We start from the raw sequence: 13,700 nt of genomic DNA, 5'->3' as shown, positions 1-13,700 counted from the left end.
CACCACTTGGATACGCGCTCGGTCCCGCTCTGGATCCGGGCGCAAACAGCCGTGCCGGCACCAGCGTCGACGACAGGACAAACACATGCAGGGCCATCCCGGGTCGCGTTGGACTTTCTTGATTGCAGTCGCTGTCATCGGTCTCAATCTTCGCCCGTTCATCACAAGCATCGGACCTCTGGCCGAGAGCATTCGCGCTGGCACTGGTCTCAGTTCGCATGGTCTCGCGCTGCTGACGTTCGTACCCATGGTGCTGATGGGGTGTCTCGCATTCCTCGGCCCCGCCCTGCAACGACTTCTCGGCGCACGCCCGGCAGTCATCGCGGCGCTCGTCTTCATCACGCTCGGGACATTCCTGCGGTTCTTCGTCTCGAGCGCCTGGACCATGGTGGGTACGGCGGCGCTGACAGGGTTCGGCGTCGCGGTGGTGCAGGCTCTCTTCCCAGGCATCATCAAGCGCGAGTTCCCGCAACAGGCGGGGCCGGTCATGGGGCTCTATTCCGCGATGCTTTTGGGCGGCGGCGCGCTCGGCGCACAGGCCTCTCCCATCCTCATGGAGTTGACGGGAAGCTGGCACATCGGGCTGGGCGCGCTGGCCTTGCTGGGGCTTTTCGCCGCCATTGTTGCGTGGCGTGTCCTTCCGGCCGACCGACCGCGCATGCCCGAAGGCAATGTCGTCAGAGCCTTGCTGGCACGGCCGCGATCCTGGTTGCTGATGGCCTTTTTCGGTCTGGTCAACGGCGGTTACACATCCGTCGTGGTCTGGCTCGCTCCTTCCTATCAGCAGCTTGGCTGGAGCGCTTCGGCGAGCGGCAGTCTGCTTGCCGTCATGGCAATCTGCCAGGCTGCGGCAGCCCTCTTTCTGCCGGCATTGGCGCACCGCAACGGATCCGACCATCGGCCATGGCTGTGGCTGACGCTCGGCTGCCAGTTTGCAGGTTTTGCCGGCTTTGCGCTTGCGCCCGACCTTGCACCGTTTCTTTTCGTCGCAGCGACCGGATTCGGACTGGGTGGGTGTTTCGCGCTGTCCCTTGTCGTGGCGCTCGATCATTTCAGCGATCCCGTACCGGCTGGCGCGCTTTCGGCTCTGATGCAGGGCGGCGGCTTCCTTCTTGCCGCGTGCCCGCCGCTGATCGTGTCGAGCCTGCACGATTTGACGGGCGGGTTTTCAGCCGGCTGGATCTGGCAAATGGGCTGCATCGCGGTCGCCGTCGTCCTGGTCATGCGCCTTGCGCCGAAGGGGTATGCGGCCGCCATGCCAAGCGCGGCCAGGTCCGTCCCGAGCGGCGGATCGTAACAAAACATCACGGACCGCCGGTCGCGCCGCCGGGGCAAGCACCCTTGCCGATTGTGCGACAGGTCTGCGATACTCTCTCTGCACGCCTGTCGGTCTTTGGAATTTCCTCGCATTTCCCTTGTTGTTATGTCGACATGCTCTAGATTTCCTCGCGATTTCGGCTTGCGGCGCGCGTTTGATGTTGGCTTTCTCTCCAGAATCTGGACGGCCCCCGCCAGGTGTGCGAGGGCAAGACGACATCGCGAAACGGCAAACCATGAACGGAGACAGAATGGCCCCCAGCCAACGGCGTTTTGAACTGAGAGACCGGACGCGGGAAGGCCATGATCGACTCGACGCAGCAGTGGGGGCATTCGGTACGCTTGACGCGTATTGCCACTACATCGCCCGCATCGGATCGTTCCGCGCCACGATGGATGCGGCTTTGCTTAACGCCGTATGGCCCGATGAGTGGCGGTGGCGGCCGACATGGGTCGCAGATGCGCTTGCGGACGACACGCTCGATCTAAAACTGCCGCCGGCAAGTCAGCAAAAGGTGTGCCTCGATCTGGCCGACGAAAGCGCCTTGCTTGGCACTCTCTATGTTCTTGAGGGGTCGACGCTCGGTGCCCGGGTGCTGCGGCAGCGTGCACTCGCGCTCGGACTTGATGAAACTTTCGGTGCGCGGCACCTCGCCCTCATGTCAAATGATATAGCGCAGTGGCAATCCTTTCTCGTACTTCTGGACAGTGCGCCGGATTTTAACATCGAGCGCGCGGCCGCTTCGGCCAATGCCGTCTTTGCCTTCGCACTACGATGCTTCGAAAGTGATTGCCTTGTCGTCCAATGAACCTGTTTCCCTTGACACCTGCGACCGCGAGCCGATCCACATTCCCGGCAGCATTCAACCGCACGGCTGCCTACTTGCCTGTGATCTCGGGCTGAAGACAGTCGAGCGGATCTCGGCAAATGCCGGTGCGATGCTCGGCTTTGCGGGCGACCTTCTCGGTCGCGACGTGGACGAGGTTCTTGGCCACGCACTTCTCCACGATCTGCGCAATGCGCTGACCACGTCTATCTCCGCATCCCGCCCGGCCCTGCTGCTGGGCATTGCCGTCGGCAACGGCATTTTCGACATTTCGGTGCACCAGCATAAGTCGGCCGTCATCATCGAGTTCGAACCGGCGCCGTCGATCGGCCAGCCCTTGCATATCGCGCGTGAGATGATCGGCCGTATCAGCGACATCACCGAGGTCGACCGGCTGGTTCAGCGCGCCGGGCGCATCGTGGCAGGCGTGACCGGCTATGACCGTGTGATGATCTACCGCTTCGAACATGACGGCTCCGGCAAGGTCGTCAGCGAGGCAAAACGTGCCGATCTCGAAAGTTTTCTCGGCCAGTATTTCCCCGCGAGCGATATTCCGCAGCAAGCGCGCACCCTCTATCTCAAGAATACGATCCGCGTCATTTCCGATGCCAGCGGTGCGCGCGCGCCGATCCAGCCGGAGCTGGATGCATCGGGCGAGCCGCTTGATCTGAGCTTCGCGCACCTGCGCAGCGTGTCGCCGATCCATTGCGAGTATCTGCGCAACATGGGCGTCGCCGCATCCATGTCGATTTCGGTCATTCTTGACGGCCAGCTCTGGGGGTTGATTGCCTGCCACCACTATTCGCCGCGTTCGCTGCCGATGGCGCAGCGCGTGGCCATGGAGGTGTTTGGCGAATTCTTCTCGCTGCATCTGAAATCACTGAAGGAACGCCGCCGCGTCGCCGCGGTCGCCGGAACGCGCGAAGCGCTCGACCGGTTCCTGATCCTGTCCTCGCATCACGAGGATGTCGGCGAACTGCTGCGCCAGAGCCTGCGTGAATTCTCGGAGCTCCTGCGAAGCGACGGCATCGGGGTGATGTTCGACGGCAACTGGGCGTCGCTCGGCACGGCGCCGTCCGCCGAGATGATGCCAGGCCTTCTCGAATTCGTCCGGGACATCAGCGAAGGCCGCGTCTGGGCGACGCATACGCTGTCGCAAAAGATGCCGGAAGCGGCAGCTTATAGCGATCGTGTCTCGGGGCTGCTTGCCATTCCGCTATCCCAGACCGGATCAGATTGCCTCCTGTTCTTCCGTAAGGAACTGGAGCAGACGCTGGCCTGGGCCGGAAACCCGGAAAAGACCTATGAAACCGGGCCGCTGGGGGATCGCCTGACCCCGCGCAAGAGCTTCGCGATCTGGAAGGAAACGGTCAAGGCGCAGTCGCAATCCTGGAACGAGTCGGAAAGGGAGATCGCCGAGATCGCGCGCGTGGCGATCGTCGAGATCGTGCTCCGGCACAATGAACTGATGGCTGGCGAGCGGCGCAAATCCGAGGTTCGCCAGCGCATGCTGAACCAGGAACTCAGTCATCGCGTCAAGAATATCCTGGCCGTCATCAAGTCGCTGGTCGCGACACCGCGCCAGCACAAGAGTTCGCTGGAGGACTATGTCGCCACGCTGCAGGGGCGGATCGAGGCGCTGTCGATCGCCCACGACCAGGTGGTGCGCGGCGATGGCGGCGGCATCCTTGCTGATCTTCTCGATGCGGAGTTGCAGCCCTATCGCACCATGGTTTCGACCGTGAAGCTCAGCGGTCCTGCGGTGTGGCTCGACAGCCAGGCATTTTCGGTCATGGCGCTCGTCTTCCATGAACTGGCGACCAACGCGGCGAAATACGGTGCCCTCTCCATGCCGACCGGCGAACTCGAGGTCAGCTGGTCGATGGACGATGGCGGCATTTGCGAAATTCGCTGGCGCGAGCGCAACGGGCCGCGTGTCAGCATCCCGTCTCGCACCGGTTTCGGCAGTGCTCTGATCGAACGCAGCGTGCCCCACGATCTCAACGGGGAAAGCTCGGTCCGGTTCGAACCGTCAGGTGTCGAAGCGATGTTTCGCATTCCGCCCCCGCATGTGAAGCTGACAGCGTCTAAGGTGATGCGTTCGGCGCGCGCGTCGGAGGATCTGTCGATGCGGCAGGACGCGCTGCGCGTTGCTGATCCGGCCGTTCTGATCGTCGAAGACCAGATTCTGATTGCGCTCGATCTGGAGACGATGCTGGCAGAGGAAGGTCTCTCCAAGGTCGCGACAGCCAGTTCCGTGCAGCAGGCCATGAGGCAGATCGAGACCAGCCCGCCTGATCTCGCCATCCTCGACATCAACCTCGGATCGACCAATTCGTTCGCGATAGCAGAGGAACTTCGCGAATTGGGAACGCCTTTTGTCTTCGCCACAGGATACGGCGAAGGCGCGGCTCTGCCGGATGGGCTGAGCGGGGTGCCGATCGTGCGCAAACCATATAGTCGCACGGCGATCGTAGCGGCGCTTGCATCCCTGTTGGGCGATCAATAGCCCTGTGGGTGCAGGAGCCTGTGGCAGGCTGCCGGGTTGTGCGGTTGTCTAGTGTCGAAACATACGCTCCGATATCCGGTTGTGGCGATCAAGCCGTGTCGCGGCAAACTGAAGGGTCTGACATTGTGCTTGGACCTCAAGTCGTCGTCTCGCGGACAGCTTGAGCAGGAGCTTGTGCGTCGGCGGTCAGCGCAAGTGCCGGATGGCGCGCCGGGTGACGCGCTGGCGCAACAGGTTACCGCACTGATTGCCGCGCGGGACCGAGGGCCTTTACGTGAGTCGCCAGGTGCGATGCTAGTATAGGTTGCATCGCCGGTTCCTCGTTGAGGCGAACGGGAAACAGAGCAGGCCCGGTTTTTGCCGCTAGGACGGCACATCGCGAAACTCAACAGAAGCTGAGGGGGCTCATTTCAGGCTAACCCGCCGAGGCCGTTCGGCCCGTGAAATCGCAAAGGGCGCGGCAGAGTTCGGCGATCTCTTCAAAAAATGCGCCATTGTAATCATTGCGATAGGTGATGAAATATTCGAGCTTTGGCAGATCGATCGCAGTTCTCACGATGCGCAGCCGTCCGTCGCTGACATATTTGCTGAAGAAAGCCTTCGGCAGGATCGTGATCCCGAGGCCGAAAGCCGCAAGCTCGGCGAGCGCTGCCATGTTGTTGCATGAAATGGTCTTGGCAAAAGGCAGTTTCGGATTGTCGATGACATCGTGGAGGATCGGTCGCAAGATCGAGCCCGTCGACTGGATCAAAAGCGGAAACCGCAGCAGTTCGTCATTCTTAAGAACTTGATCGTCGCCGCAAAGCTTCGGGCTCGCCATCCACACCAGCTCGATCTCTCCCAGCCGCATGTTGATGAACTGTGGATGCTGGGTGATCCTTGGGCAGATGACGAAATCGATCTTACGGTCGGTCAGGCGCTCCATGAGCCCCGCCGTAAGGTCGATCTCGGGCTCCAAGCTGATATCCGGGTACCGGTCGATGATGGTCGCCAGCAATTCCGGCAGCCACGACAGCGCGACGAGATCTGTTACGCCGAGCCGGAAGCGCAGGGGTGGTGCCACCGACGCCCGCGCCGTAAGCACCAGCCGGTCGTTCAGTCGCAGCATCTGCTCGGCGATATCCCGGATATCGCCCCCTTTGGACGTCAGCACGGATTGCCGGGCGGAGCGGTCGAATAGCGGGACGGAGAAGCGGCTTTCCAGCTCGCCGATGCGCTTCGAGATCGTCGACTGGGTGACGTTCAAATAGGACGCCGCGGCTTCGAAGCTTCCGAGCGTCGCGACCCAATAGAGGGCTTCCATCTGCTTCAGGGTGAACATCGGCGTTCCATGAATAAAAGCGATTTATATAGGACGAAATTTATCGCTTTTTTGCTTCGCTTGGCAAGTTTAGATGTTTGTCATGAAGGAAGGCCTTGGGATGGCCTTCATCGGAGGAAACATGTCAGTCGAAGAATTCCCGACAGCCGCGCCTGTTGGCGCCGAACTCCTGGCGCAGTTCCGCAGCGTCGCTACGTCCATCATCAGTGACAATCTGGAGCGCCTTCCGGGTGCGACCGGGATCTTGCCCTATCATCGGGGCGGCCAGTTGATCGGCACCGCGCTGACGGTCAAGACCCGCCACGGCGACAACCTCGCCATCCATGCCGCCCTGAAGGTCGCGCGCCGGGGTGACGTCATCGTGGTCGATGGCGGCGGCGATATCAGTCAGGCCCTGATCGGCGAAATCATCCTGACCCATGCGGAATCGATCGGAGTCGCCGGCTTCGTCATCGACGGCGCGATCCGCGACGTCGCCGCCATCCGCGCCTCGGACCTGCCCTGTTTTGCCCGCGGCGTGACGCACAGGGGTCCCTACAAGAATGGCCCGGGAGCGATCAACGTTCCCGTCTCGATCGGCGGCCTGGTCGTCAATCCCGGGGACCTGATTGTTGGCGACGATGACGGCGTTGTTGCGTTGTCCCCGGCGATCGCCGCGGGATTAATTCCCGGCATTCGCGCCCAGGAGGAGCGTGAACGCGACAAGATTGCAAAATTCAGGGAGGCGCGGCTTCAGCTGGTGAAAGGTTGAAACGCACGGCATGAGACAAGGCAAGAGGAGGATACGCCTTTGAAACTTTGGAAATCGTTTGCGGTCGCGTTGGCGACAACGATGGCAATGCCCGCCGGAATGGCGGTGGCTGGGGCGAACACGTCGGTAACGATCGTGCTTCCCGCAGGACCGGATCGGCTCGATCCGTGTGAAACGCCGCGCTCCGTCATCGGCCGCATCATCAAGCAGAATGTCGTCGAAACGCTGGTCGAGCTTGACTACGACAAGAACACGACCCTGCCGCGACTGGCCGAAAGCTGGGAGCAGACCTCGCCTACCGAGTGGGTATTCAAGCTTCGCGAGGGCATCAAGTTTCATGACGGCGCTCCTTTCGACGCCAAGTCTGTGATCCATTCGGTGGAACGCACCGTCGATCCGAAGTTGACCTGCATTACCCGCACTAAATATTTCGACGGCACTGATGTGACGGCAAGCGAGGTGGACGCCCACACGGTGAAGTTCACCACCAAGGCGCCTGTCCCGATCCTGCCGACACTTCTGGCGCAGCTCGCGATTTCATCGCCCAACACACCGATGGGCGAATACACCGCAAAGCCTGTAGGCACTGGCCCCTACCGGTTCGATCACTGGACGCAGGGCGAAAATGTCGTACTCGTCCGCGACGACGCCTATTGGGGCGAAAAACCCGTCATCGACAAGGCAACCTATGTCTGGCGCACTGAATCCTCGGTGGCGGCGGCGATGGTCGAGACGGGCGAGGCGGACCTCGCCTTCTCCATCGCGCCGCAGGATGCGACCAACGAGGCGACGGACAAGGTCTATCCGAACTCCGATAGCGCCATGTTCCGCCTGTCGGTCGACATTCCGCCGCTGAACGACCTGCGTGTGCGCAAGGCGATCAACCTTGCCATCGACCGCAAGGCCTTCCTCGGCAGTATCGTCAGCGACAAGGCACAGCTTGCCATGCAGCAGATCGGCCCCAACGTGCTCGGCTTCAATCCGAACCTGAAGCCCTGGGCCTATGATCCGGAGGAGGCCAAGACGTTGCTCGCGCAGGCAAAGGCCGACGGCGTAGACGTGACGCGCGAGATCCGCATGGTCGGCCGCCCGGCTATGTTTGCCAACAGCAACGAGTTCGTCGAAGCGGCGGCGGAAATGCTTCGGCAGGTCGGTTTGAACATCAAGCTCGACAATCTCGAAATGTCGCAATGGCTGCAGATGGCCAACAAGCCGTTCGCTCCCGATCGCCAGCCTAACATCTTTCTGACGATGCACGACAACAACAGCGGAGACGCGGCCTTCACCGCCTTCTTCAAGTACCATTCAAACGGTCGCCAGAGCGAATTGCACGACCCCGAACTCGACAATCTGATCGTGCTCGCCGGTACCGAGCAAGGCGACAAGCGGGCCCAGACCTACCAGGAAGTGTTCCGCAGAATCTATGAGGACAAGGTGGCCGACGTGCCGCTGTTCCACATGGTCAACTATATGCGGGTTGGCACGAGGCTCGACTTCCAGCCGACCATCGCCAACGCGGTCGAACTGCAACTGGCAAAGCTGACCCTGAAGTAGAGACGCGCGCGGCGCCGGGCGATATGCTCCGGCGCCGCAGGTTTCCGTCCGGTTCCGGGCAATTCTTCAATCCACATCCGGCGGAGGAGCTGATATGGGTTCATTCATATTCAAGCGATCGTTCCAGAGCCTGTTCTCGCTCATCGTCCTGATTATTCTCGTGTTCTTCCTGGCGCGTATGACCGGCTCGCCCGCCGACCTTTATCTGCCGCAGGATGCGTCCGCCGAGATCCGGCATCAGTTCAACGAACGCCTCGGCTTCAACGATCCGCTGTATCTCCAGTTCGGCCGCTTCATGGTCGGCCTGATGCATCTCGACATGGGGCAATCGCTGCAGTTTTCGCGGCCGGCGCTCGACGTCGTTCTTCAGGCCTTTCCGACGACCCTCATGCTTGCGGCCGTCACCATGCCGCTAGTGATCGCGCTTGCGGTCGTCATAGGCTCGCTTGCCGCCTTCAAGCCAGGCGGGCCCTTTGACCGGCTTGCCAGCTTCGTCTCGCTGCTCGGCGCCAGCACCCCCAACTTCTGGGTCGCCATCGTCGGCGTGCTGGTGTTTGCCGTCACGCTGCGCCTGCTGCCGACGTCGGGTACCGGAACGGTTTTGCACTGGGTCCTCCCGGTGGCGGTCCTGACGCTGCGCCCGACCGGCGTGCTCGTCCAGGTCGTTCGTACATCGATGATGACGGCCCTGTCGTCGACTTACATAAAGACGGCGCGGGCCAAAGGCGTCGGATCGCGATCGATCGTGTTCGTACATGCGCTGCGCAACGGACTTCTGCCGGTGATCACGGTTGCCAGCGACCAGGCGGCCGGCATCGTCAACGGCGCCGTCATCGTCGAGACCGTGTTCGGCTTTCCCGGCATCGGCAAGCTGATGATCGATTCCGTCATGCTTCGCGACTTCGCCGTCATCCAGGCCGCCGTGCTCGTCACAGCACTTGCCGTCTTCATCATCAACATCCTTGTGGACATCACCTATGCCGTCGTCGACCCGCGCATCCGGTATAACTGAGATGGCCGCCCCACGGGTGGCCAAGGCGAAACCTGCGGCCCGATCGGCCGCAGCGAGGCAGATCGCCGCGCTCCTCTGGCAGGACAAGGTTGCCTTCGTATCGGCCATCCTGCTGCTGATCGTTTTCTTCTGCACGATCTTCGGGCCGTGGCTGATGGCCGACCAGGCGCGGGCCGTCAACCTGATGGCGCGCAACGCGCCGCCGTTCTCGCTCGACAAGGGTTGGTGGTTCGTGCTCGGCGCGGACGCGCTCGGGCGCAGCCTGGCTGCCCGCATCATCGTTGCAAGCCAGAACACCATTCTGATCGCCAGCAGCGCCGTCCTTCTGTCGATGACGATCGGTGGCGCGCTCGGGCTCGTCGCCGGCTACAAGGGCGGCTGGATCAGCGCGACCCTTCTGCGCCTTGCGGACGCAATCATGAGCTTCCCCTCGATGTTGCTCGCCGTCATCGTGCTGTTCGTCTTCGATCCCGGCGTCGAGAACGTCATTCTGGTGCTGGCGGTTTCGCGCATTCCGATATTCCTCAGAACCGTCAGGGCCGAGGTCCTCGAGATCAAGGAGCGAATGTTCGTCACGGCCGCCCTTGCCATGGGCGCGAACACCAACCGCATCCTGTTCCGGCACATTGCCCCCATGGTGATGCCGACGGTCATCAATCTTGCGGCACTCGAAATGGCTTTCGTCATGCTGGTGGAATCCGGCCTGAGCTTCCTCGGCATCGGCATCCAGCCGCCCGAGATGACCTGGGGACTGATGGTGGCCGATGGCCGCAACTACCTCGGATCTGCCTGGTGGCTTTCGTTCTGGCCCGGTGTCGCGATCATGATGGTGACAATGGCGTTGAACCTCCTTTCCAATTGGCTCCGGCTGGTAACCGACCCGGTCGAACGCTGGCGCTTCCAGACATCAGCAGGTGTACGATGACCGAGCAGGCCCTTCTCGAAATCCGCAACCTGTGCATCGAGTTCCCGAGCCGCGTGGGGACCGTGCGTGCGGTCAATGATGTCAGTTGGTCGATCAATCCGGGCGAAACGCTCGCCATCCTGGGCGAGAGCGGCTCGGGAAAGAGCGTCAGCGCATCGGCGGTCCTCGACCTGGTCGACACGCCGCCGGCGGTGATTTCGCGCGGAGAGATCCTCTATCGCGGGCGCGATCTGCTGAAGACTTCGCGCGAAGAACGCCGGGCGATCAACGGCAAGAAGATTTCGATGATCTTCCAGGACCCGTTGGCGGCTCTCAATCCGGTCTACCCGATCGGCTGGCAGATTGCCGAGACCCTGCGTGTGCACGGCGTCGACAAGGCCACGGCCCATGCCCGCGTCATCGATCTCCTGGCCAAGGTCGGCATCGACGACCCGGAGCGCCGGGCGCGGCAATACCCGCACCAGTTCTCCGGCGGGCAGCGCCAGCGCATCATGATCGCGTCGGCCATTGCGCTCGCACCAGAGCTCTTGATCGCCGACGAACCGACAAGCGCGCTCGATGTTACCGTTCAGGCGCAGGTGCTGGCGTTGCTCAAGAAGCTGCAGTCCGAGAGCGGCATGGGCATGGTGCTCATCACCCACGATCTCGGCGTTGTCGAGAAGGTCGCCGACCGGGTCGTCGTCATGCAAGGCGGGCGGATCGTCGAGGCGGGAACGGCTCATGCGATCATGAACGCGCCCCAGCACCCCTATACGCGCAAATTGCTAGACGCCATGCCCGGCCGTCATGGTTTCGAATCGAACACGCACGACGCGAAGGGCAGGGTGCTGCTCGACGTCGACGGGGTTTCCCGGATCTACGGCGTCGAGCCGGGCAAGGCGGCGCAAGCCGGGCCGAAGGCAATCCGAGCCGTTGATGACGCGAGCTTCATGCTGCGCAGCGGCGAAACGTTGGGGATCGTCGGCGAATCAGGTTCCGGAAAATCGACACTGGCAAGAATGCTGCTTGGCCTCGACAGGCCGACCATAGGCACGATCCGCTTCGATGGGAGCGATCTTCATGGCATGAGCCCGGGTGAGACCTTCAAGGTCCGCCGGCGCATGCAGTTTGTTTTCCAAGATCCGACGGCCTCCCTCAATCCGCGCATGACGATCGCCCAGATCGTCTCCGAACCATGGGCGATCCATTCCGACGTGCTGCCGAAGCGCGAGTGGCGTGACGGGGTAATCGGCCTCCTCGAACGTGTCGGCCTGAACGCAGATCACATCGACCGACATCCGCATCAGTTTTCCGGCGGCCAGCGCCAGCGCATCGCGATCGCCCGCGCACTTGCCCTCAAGCCCGAGGTCATCGTGTGCGACGAGGCCGTCTCGGCACTCGACGTTTCTGTCCAGGCGCAGGTCATCGATCTGTTGAAGCAGCTGCGCAGCGAGCTCGGTTTGTCCTACATCTTCATCGCCCACGATCTGGCGCTGGTGCGCGATTTCGCAACCGACGTGGTGGTGATGTATCGCGGCCGCATCGTCGAGCAGGGAAAGACCGAGGCGGTCTATGATAATCCGCAGCACGACTATACGAAGCGGCTTCTTTCGGCGAGCATGGCACAGCTTCCGAATGCAGCCTGACGACGAGCGGGAAAACGGGCAAGCAGGAGGCGGCGCCAGCCTGCCGGCCCTCTTTGGCGTCTGCCTGAAGATCGGCGTGCTGAGCTTCGGCGGTGGTCTGTCCGGTTGGCTGCATCGGGAGTTCGTCGAGCGGCGCGGCTGGATCAGCGAGGACGATTTCGCCAGCAGCCTGGCGATCTCGCAGATGCTGCCCGGGGCGAACGTTGTCAATCTGGTGGTCTGCATGGGGGAGCAGTTGCGTGGCCCCCTCGGCGCGGTCGTGGCCACATTCGGCTTCCTCATCGGACCTTTCTTCGCCGTGATCGGTATGAGCGCGATCGTCGACCACGTGCACGACCTGGCCGAACTCGAGGGTGTGCTCACGGGCATTGCAGCCAGCGCCAGCGGTCTGCTTCTCGTCATCTGCTGGAAAGGTACGCGACGGGCCGCACGGCATGTTTCAGGTCTTGCCATTGTCGCTGCGACGACGATAGCCGTCGCCGTCCTGAAACTGCCCTTGTTGCTGGTCGCAGCCGTTATCGCGCCGATCAGCGTCGCGCTCAGCTGGGGGCGTGTCAAATCCGATGCGTGACGATGCCTATCTCGGACTTCTCGCTGTCTTCATTCCGTTTTCGCTGATTTCCATCGGCGGCGGCGCCAGCATCATCTCCGGCATGGAAGGTGAGGTCGTGCGGGCACGGGCGTGGCTCAGTTCACGCGAATTTGTCGAGCTGTTTGCGATTTCGCGTGCCGCTCCCGGCCCTGGAACGATGCTCGCGACCCTGGTCGGCTGGAAGATCGCTGGCTGGGGAGGAGCGGTGGTCGCGTCGCTTGCGCTATTCGCTCCGTCCTCGCTGCTTTGCTATGCAGTGTTCAGGCTGACGAGCGCCCACCGCGAAAAAGCCTGGCATCGTGCCATGCGCGAAGGCCTCGCGCCGGTCGGGACCGGACTGATCATTGCCGGCGTGGTTTCGATACTGCAACTCTCCGGCGCTGTGGGTTTCACCGCGGCTACCGCGGCTGCCGCAGCGGCCGCGGTGATGGGAGTGCCACGCATACCGATCCTATTGATCATTGCTGCCGGTGGATTGGCCGGGTGGCTATTAGGATGACGGTTCCTCATTGGATCAGGCGCCCGGTTCTCCAAAGCAGACGCGTCGTATAAAAACCCGCATCTGCCCACTTTGAGCAAGGGAAGGGCCATTCTTCAACACCCGTGAGGGGGCACGCCTGACGCTGTGAGCATCGTCTTCAATCATATCAGCGATGATATCGGATGCTGTTCGTATCCTTCTGACGCGAACGGCGAACGAAGGCTCGAAATGGTCGGTAGCGCGAATGGGTGGCATCCCTCATCCAGGCGGCTGCGGCTTGCCCACGGTACCAGTTCCCGGCCGCTGGTCGGCGCTACGCTGTACCTCCTGCGGTGACCCTTCTAACCGCCAACTGGCCCGGCCGCCTGGTGCGCTCATTGGAGGGGGGCAGATATCGAGTTTGCAGGCTCCCAAGAGCGGACTCTGCTTCGATAGCGTCCGATCTCAATCTGCTTTGCTGAACGCAGCAGGGTCGACCAGGACAGTCACGTCAGGGTGCTTTCTCAAAGCGGACGCTGGGAGGTTTAGGGTCACCTGGTCCTTCAGAAGCCTTGCGACAGCGTCGGACGTCTTGGCTCCAGTCGCTACGATCAGGATCGAAGCTGCGTCTAAAATTGTGCCGATCCCCATCATGATTGCATGGGTAGGGTGAGCCGACCCCATGCGGTCGAAGTACGGCATCTGCCGTATTTTTTTGCCGCGACAGACGTGAGAAGCCAGCCCGAAGCGCAAGAGAACCCTTGGGAGTTTAACCTCACCAAATACTCGATGGTCGTGAGGGCATCA

The 13,700-nt window shown here is 61.9% G+C and carries 11 protein-coding genes; 10 read left to right on the top strand and 1 reads right to left on the bottom strand.

The features are described 5' to 3' along the window. Positions 1-118 precede the first annotated feature (118 nt). The 3 genes from RTP54_RS25330 to RTP54_RS25320 all read left to right on the top strand — a co-directional run bounded on the left by RTP54_RS25330 (position 119) and on the right by RTP54_RS25320 (position 4,653). Complete coding sequence (locus RTP54_RS25330) at positions 119-1,297, top strand: cyanate transporter (protein ID WP_312366355.1); 1,179 nt, start codon at positions 119-121, stop codon at positions 1,295-1,297. Between the two features lie 271 nt (positions 1,298-1,568). Then, positions 1,569-2,126, top strand: a complete 558-nt coding sequence (locus RTP54_RS25325) for a biliverdin-producing heme oxygenase (RefSeq protein WP_312366354.1) — start codon at positions 1,569-1,571, stop codon at positions 2,124-2,126. Beyond that, entirely contained in the window at positions 2,068-4,653 is a 2,586-nt protein-coding gene (locus RTP54_RS25320; RefSeq protein WP_312366353.1) for an HWE histidine kinase domain-containing protein, read from the top strand. The genes RTP54_RS25325 and RTP54_RS25320 overlap by 59 nt, the downstream gene beginning before the upstream one ends. 415 nt (positions 4,654-5,068) lie before the next feature. Here RTP54_RS25320 and RTP54_RS25315 read toward each other — a convergent pair whose 3' ends face one another. Then, positions 5,069-5,974 (bottom strand): LysR family transcriptional regulator, encoded by a 906-nt coding sequence (locus tag RTP54_RS25315; RefSeq protein WP_312366352.1) that lies wholly within the window; start codon positions 5,972-5,974, stop codon positions 5,069-5,071. A gap of 121 nt (positions 5,975-6,095) precedes the next feature. Here RTP54_RS25315 and RTP54_RS25310 point away from each other — a divergent pair, with 121 nt between their 5' ends. The 7 genes from RTP54_RS25310 (at position 6,096) to RTP54_RS25280 (ending at position 12,932) form a co-directional block, all read left to right on the top strand. Continuing rightward, positions 6,096-6,725 carry an RraA family protein gene (locus RTP54_RS25310; RefSeq protein ID WP_112817884.1) on the top strand — a complete coding sequence of 210 codons (630 nt, stop codon included), beginning with the start codon at positions 6,096-6,098 and terminating at the stop codon, positions 6,723-6,725. A gap of 81 nt (positions 6,726-6,806) precedes the next feature. Continuing rightward, complete coding sequence (locus tag RTP54_RS25305; protein WP_312366350.1) at positions 6,807-8,279, top strand: ABC transporter substrate-binding protein; 1,473 nt, start codon at positions 6,807-6,809, stop codon at positions 8,277-8,279. Between the two features lie 94 nt (positions 8,280-8,373). Next, entirely contained in the window at positions 8,374-9,291 is a 918-nt protein-coding gene (locus tag RTP54_RS25300; protein ID WP_112833835.1) for an ABC transporter permease, read from the top strand. Beyond that, positions 9,257-10,216, top strand: a complete 960-nt coding sequence (locus RTP54_RS25295; RefSeq protein WP_312366348.1) for an ABC transporter permease — start codon at positions 9,257-9,259, stop codon at positions 10,214-10,216. Before RTP54_RS25300 ends, RTP54_RS25295 begins: the two co-directional genes overlap by 35 nt. Beyond that, entirely contained in the window at positions 10,213-11,841 is a 1,629-nt protein-coding gene (locus RTP54_RS25290) for an ABC transporter ATP-binding protein (protein ID WP_312366346.1), read from the top strand. The genes RTP54_RS25295 and RTP54_RS25290 overlap by 4 nt, the downstream gene beginning before the upstream one ends. Then, entirely contained in the window at positions 11,831-12,412 is a 582-nt protein-coding gene (locus RTP54_RS25285) for a chromate transporter (RefSeq protein WP_312366344.1), read from the top strand. The genes RTP54_RS25290 and RTP54_RS25285 overlap by 11 nt, the downstream gene beginning before the upstream one ends. Further along, positions 12,405-12,932 carry a chromate transporter gene (locus tag RTP54_RS25280; protein ID WP_112805608.1) on the top strand — a complete coding sequence of 176 codons (528 nt, stop codon included), beginning with the start codon at positions 12,405-12,407 and terminating at the stop codon, positions 12,930-12,932. The genes RTP54_RS25285 and RTP54_RS25280 overlap by 8 nt, the downstream gene beginning before the upstream one ends. Positions 12,933-13,700 lie beyond the last annotated feature (768 nt).

It is taken from the genome of Ensifer sp. (genome assembly GCF_031989085.1).
In the GTDB taxonomy this organism is placed as follows: Bacteria; Pseudomonadota; Alphaproteobacteria; order Rhizobiales; family Rhizobiaceae; genus Ensifer.
The sequence above is the reverse complement of the archived record's forward strand: the minus strand, read 5'-3'. Positions and strand labels throughout refer to the sequence as shown.

Bases quoted from the DNA above. Each gene is read 5' to 3' on its own strand.
- RTP54_RS25285 (WP_312366344.1), top strand. From the start codon at position 11,831: ATGCAGCCTGACGACGAGCGGGAAAACGGGCAAGCAGGAGGCGGCGCC.
- RTP54_RS25295 (WP_312366348.1), top strand. From the start codon at position 9,257: ATGCCGTCGTCGACCCGCGCATCCGGTATAACTGAGATGGCCGCCCCA.
- RTP54_RS25305 (WP_312366350.1), top strand. From the start codon at position 6,807: ATGGCAATGCCCGCCGGAATGGCGGTGGCTGGGGCGAACACGTCGGTA.
- RTP54_RS25300 (WP_112833835.1), top strand. From the start codon at position 8,374: ATGGGTTCATTCATATTCAAGCGATCGTTCCAGAGCCTGTTCTCGCTC.
- RTP54_RS25315 (WP_312366352.1), bottom strand. From the start codon at position 5,974: ATGTTCACCCTGAAGCAGATGGAAGCCCTCTATTGGGTCGCGACGCTC.
- RTP54_RS25320 (WP_312366353.1), top strand. From the start codon at position 2,068: ATGCCGTCTTTGCCTTCGCACTACGATGCTTCGAAAGTGATTGCCTTG.
- RTP54_RS25290 (WP_312366346.1), top strand. From the start codon at position 10,213: ATGACCGAGCAGGCCCTTCTCGAAATCCGCAACCTGTGCATCGAGTTC.
- RTP54_RS25280 (WP_112805608.1), top strand. From the start codon at position 12,405: ATGCGTGACGATGCCTATCTCGGACTTCTCGCTGTCTTCATTCCGTTT.
- RTP54_RS25325 (WP_312366354.1), top strand. From the start codon at position 1,569: ATGGCCCCCAGCCAACGGCGTTTTGAACTGAGAGACCGGACGCGGGAA.
- RTP54_RS25310 (WP_112817884.1), top strand. From the start codon at position 6,096: ATGTCAGTCGAAGAATTCCCGACAGCCGCGCCTGTTGGCGCCGAACTC.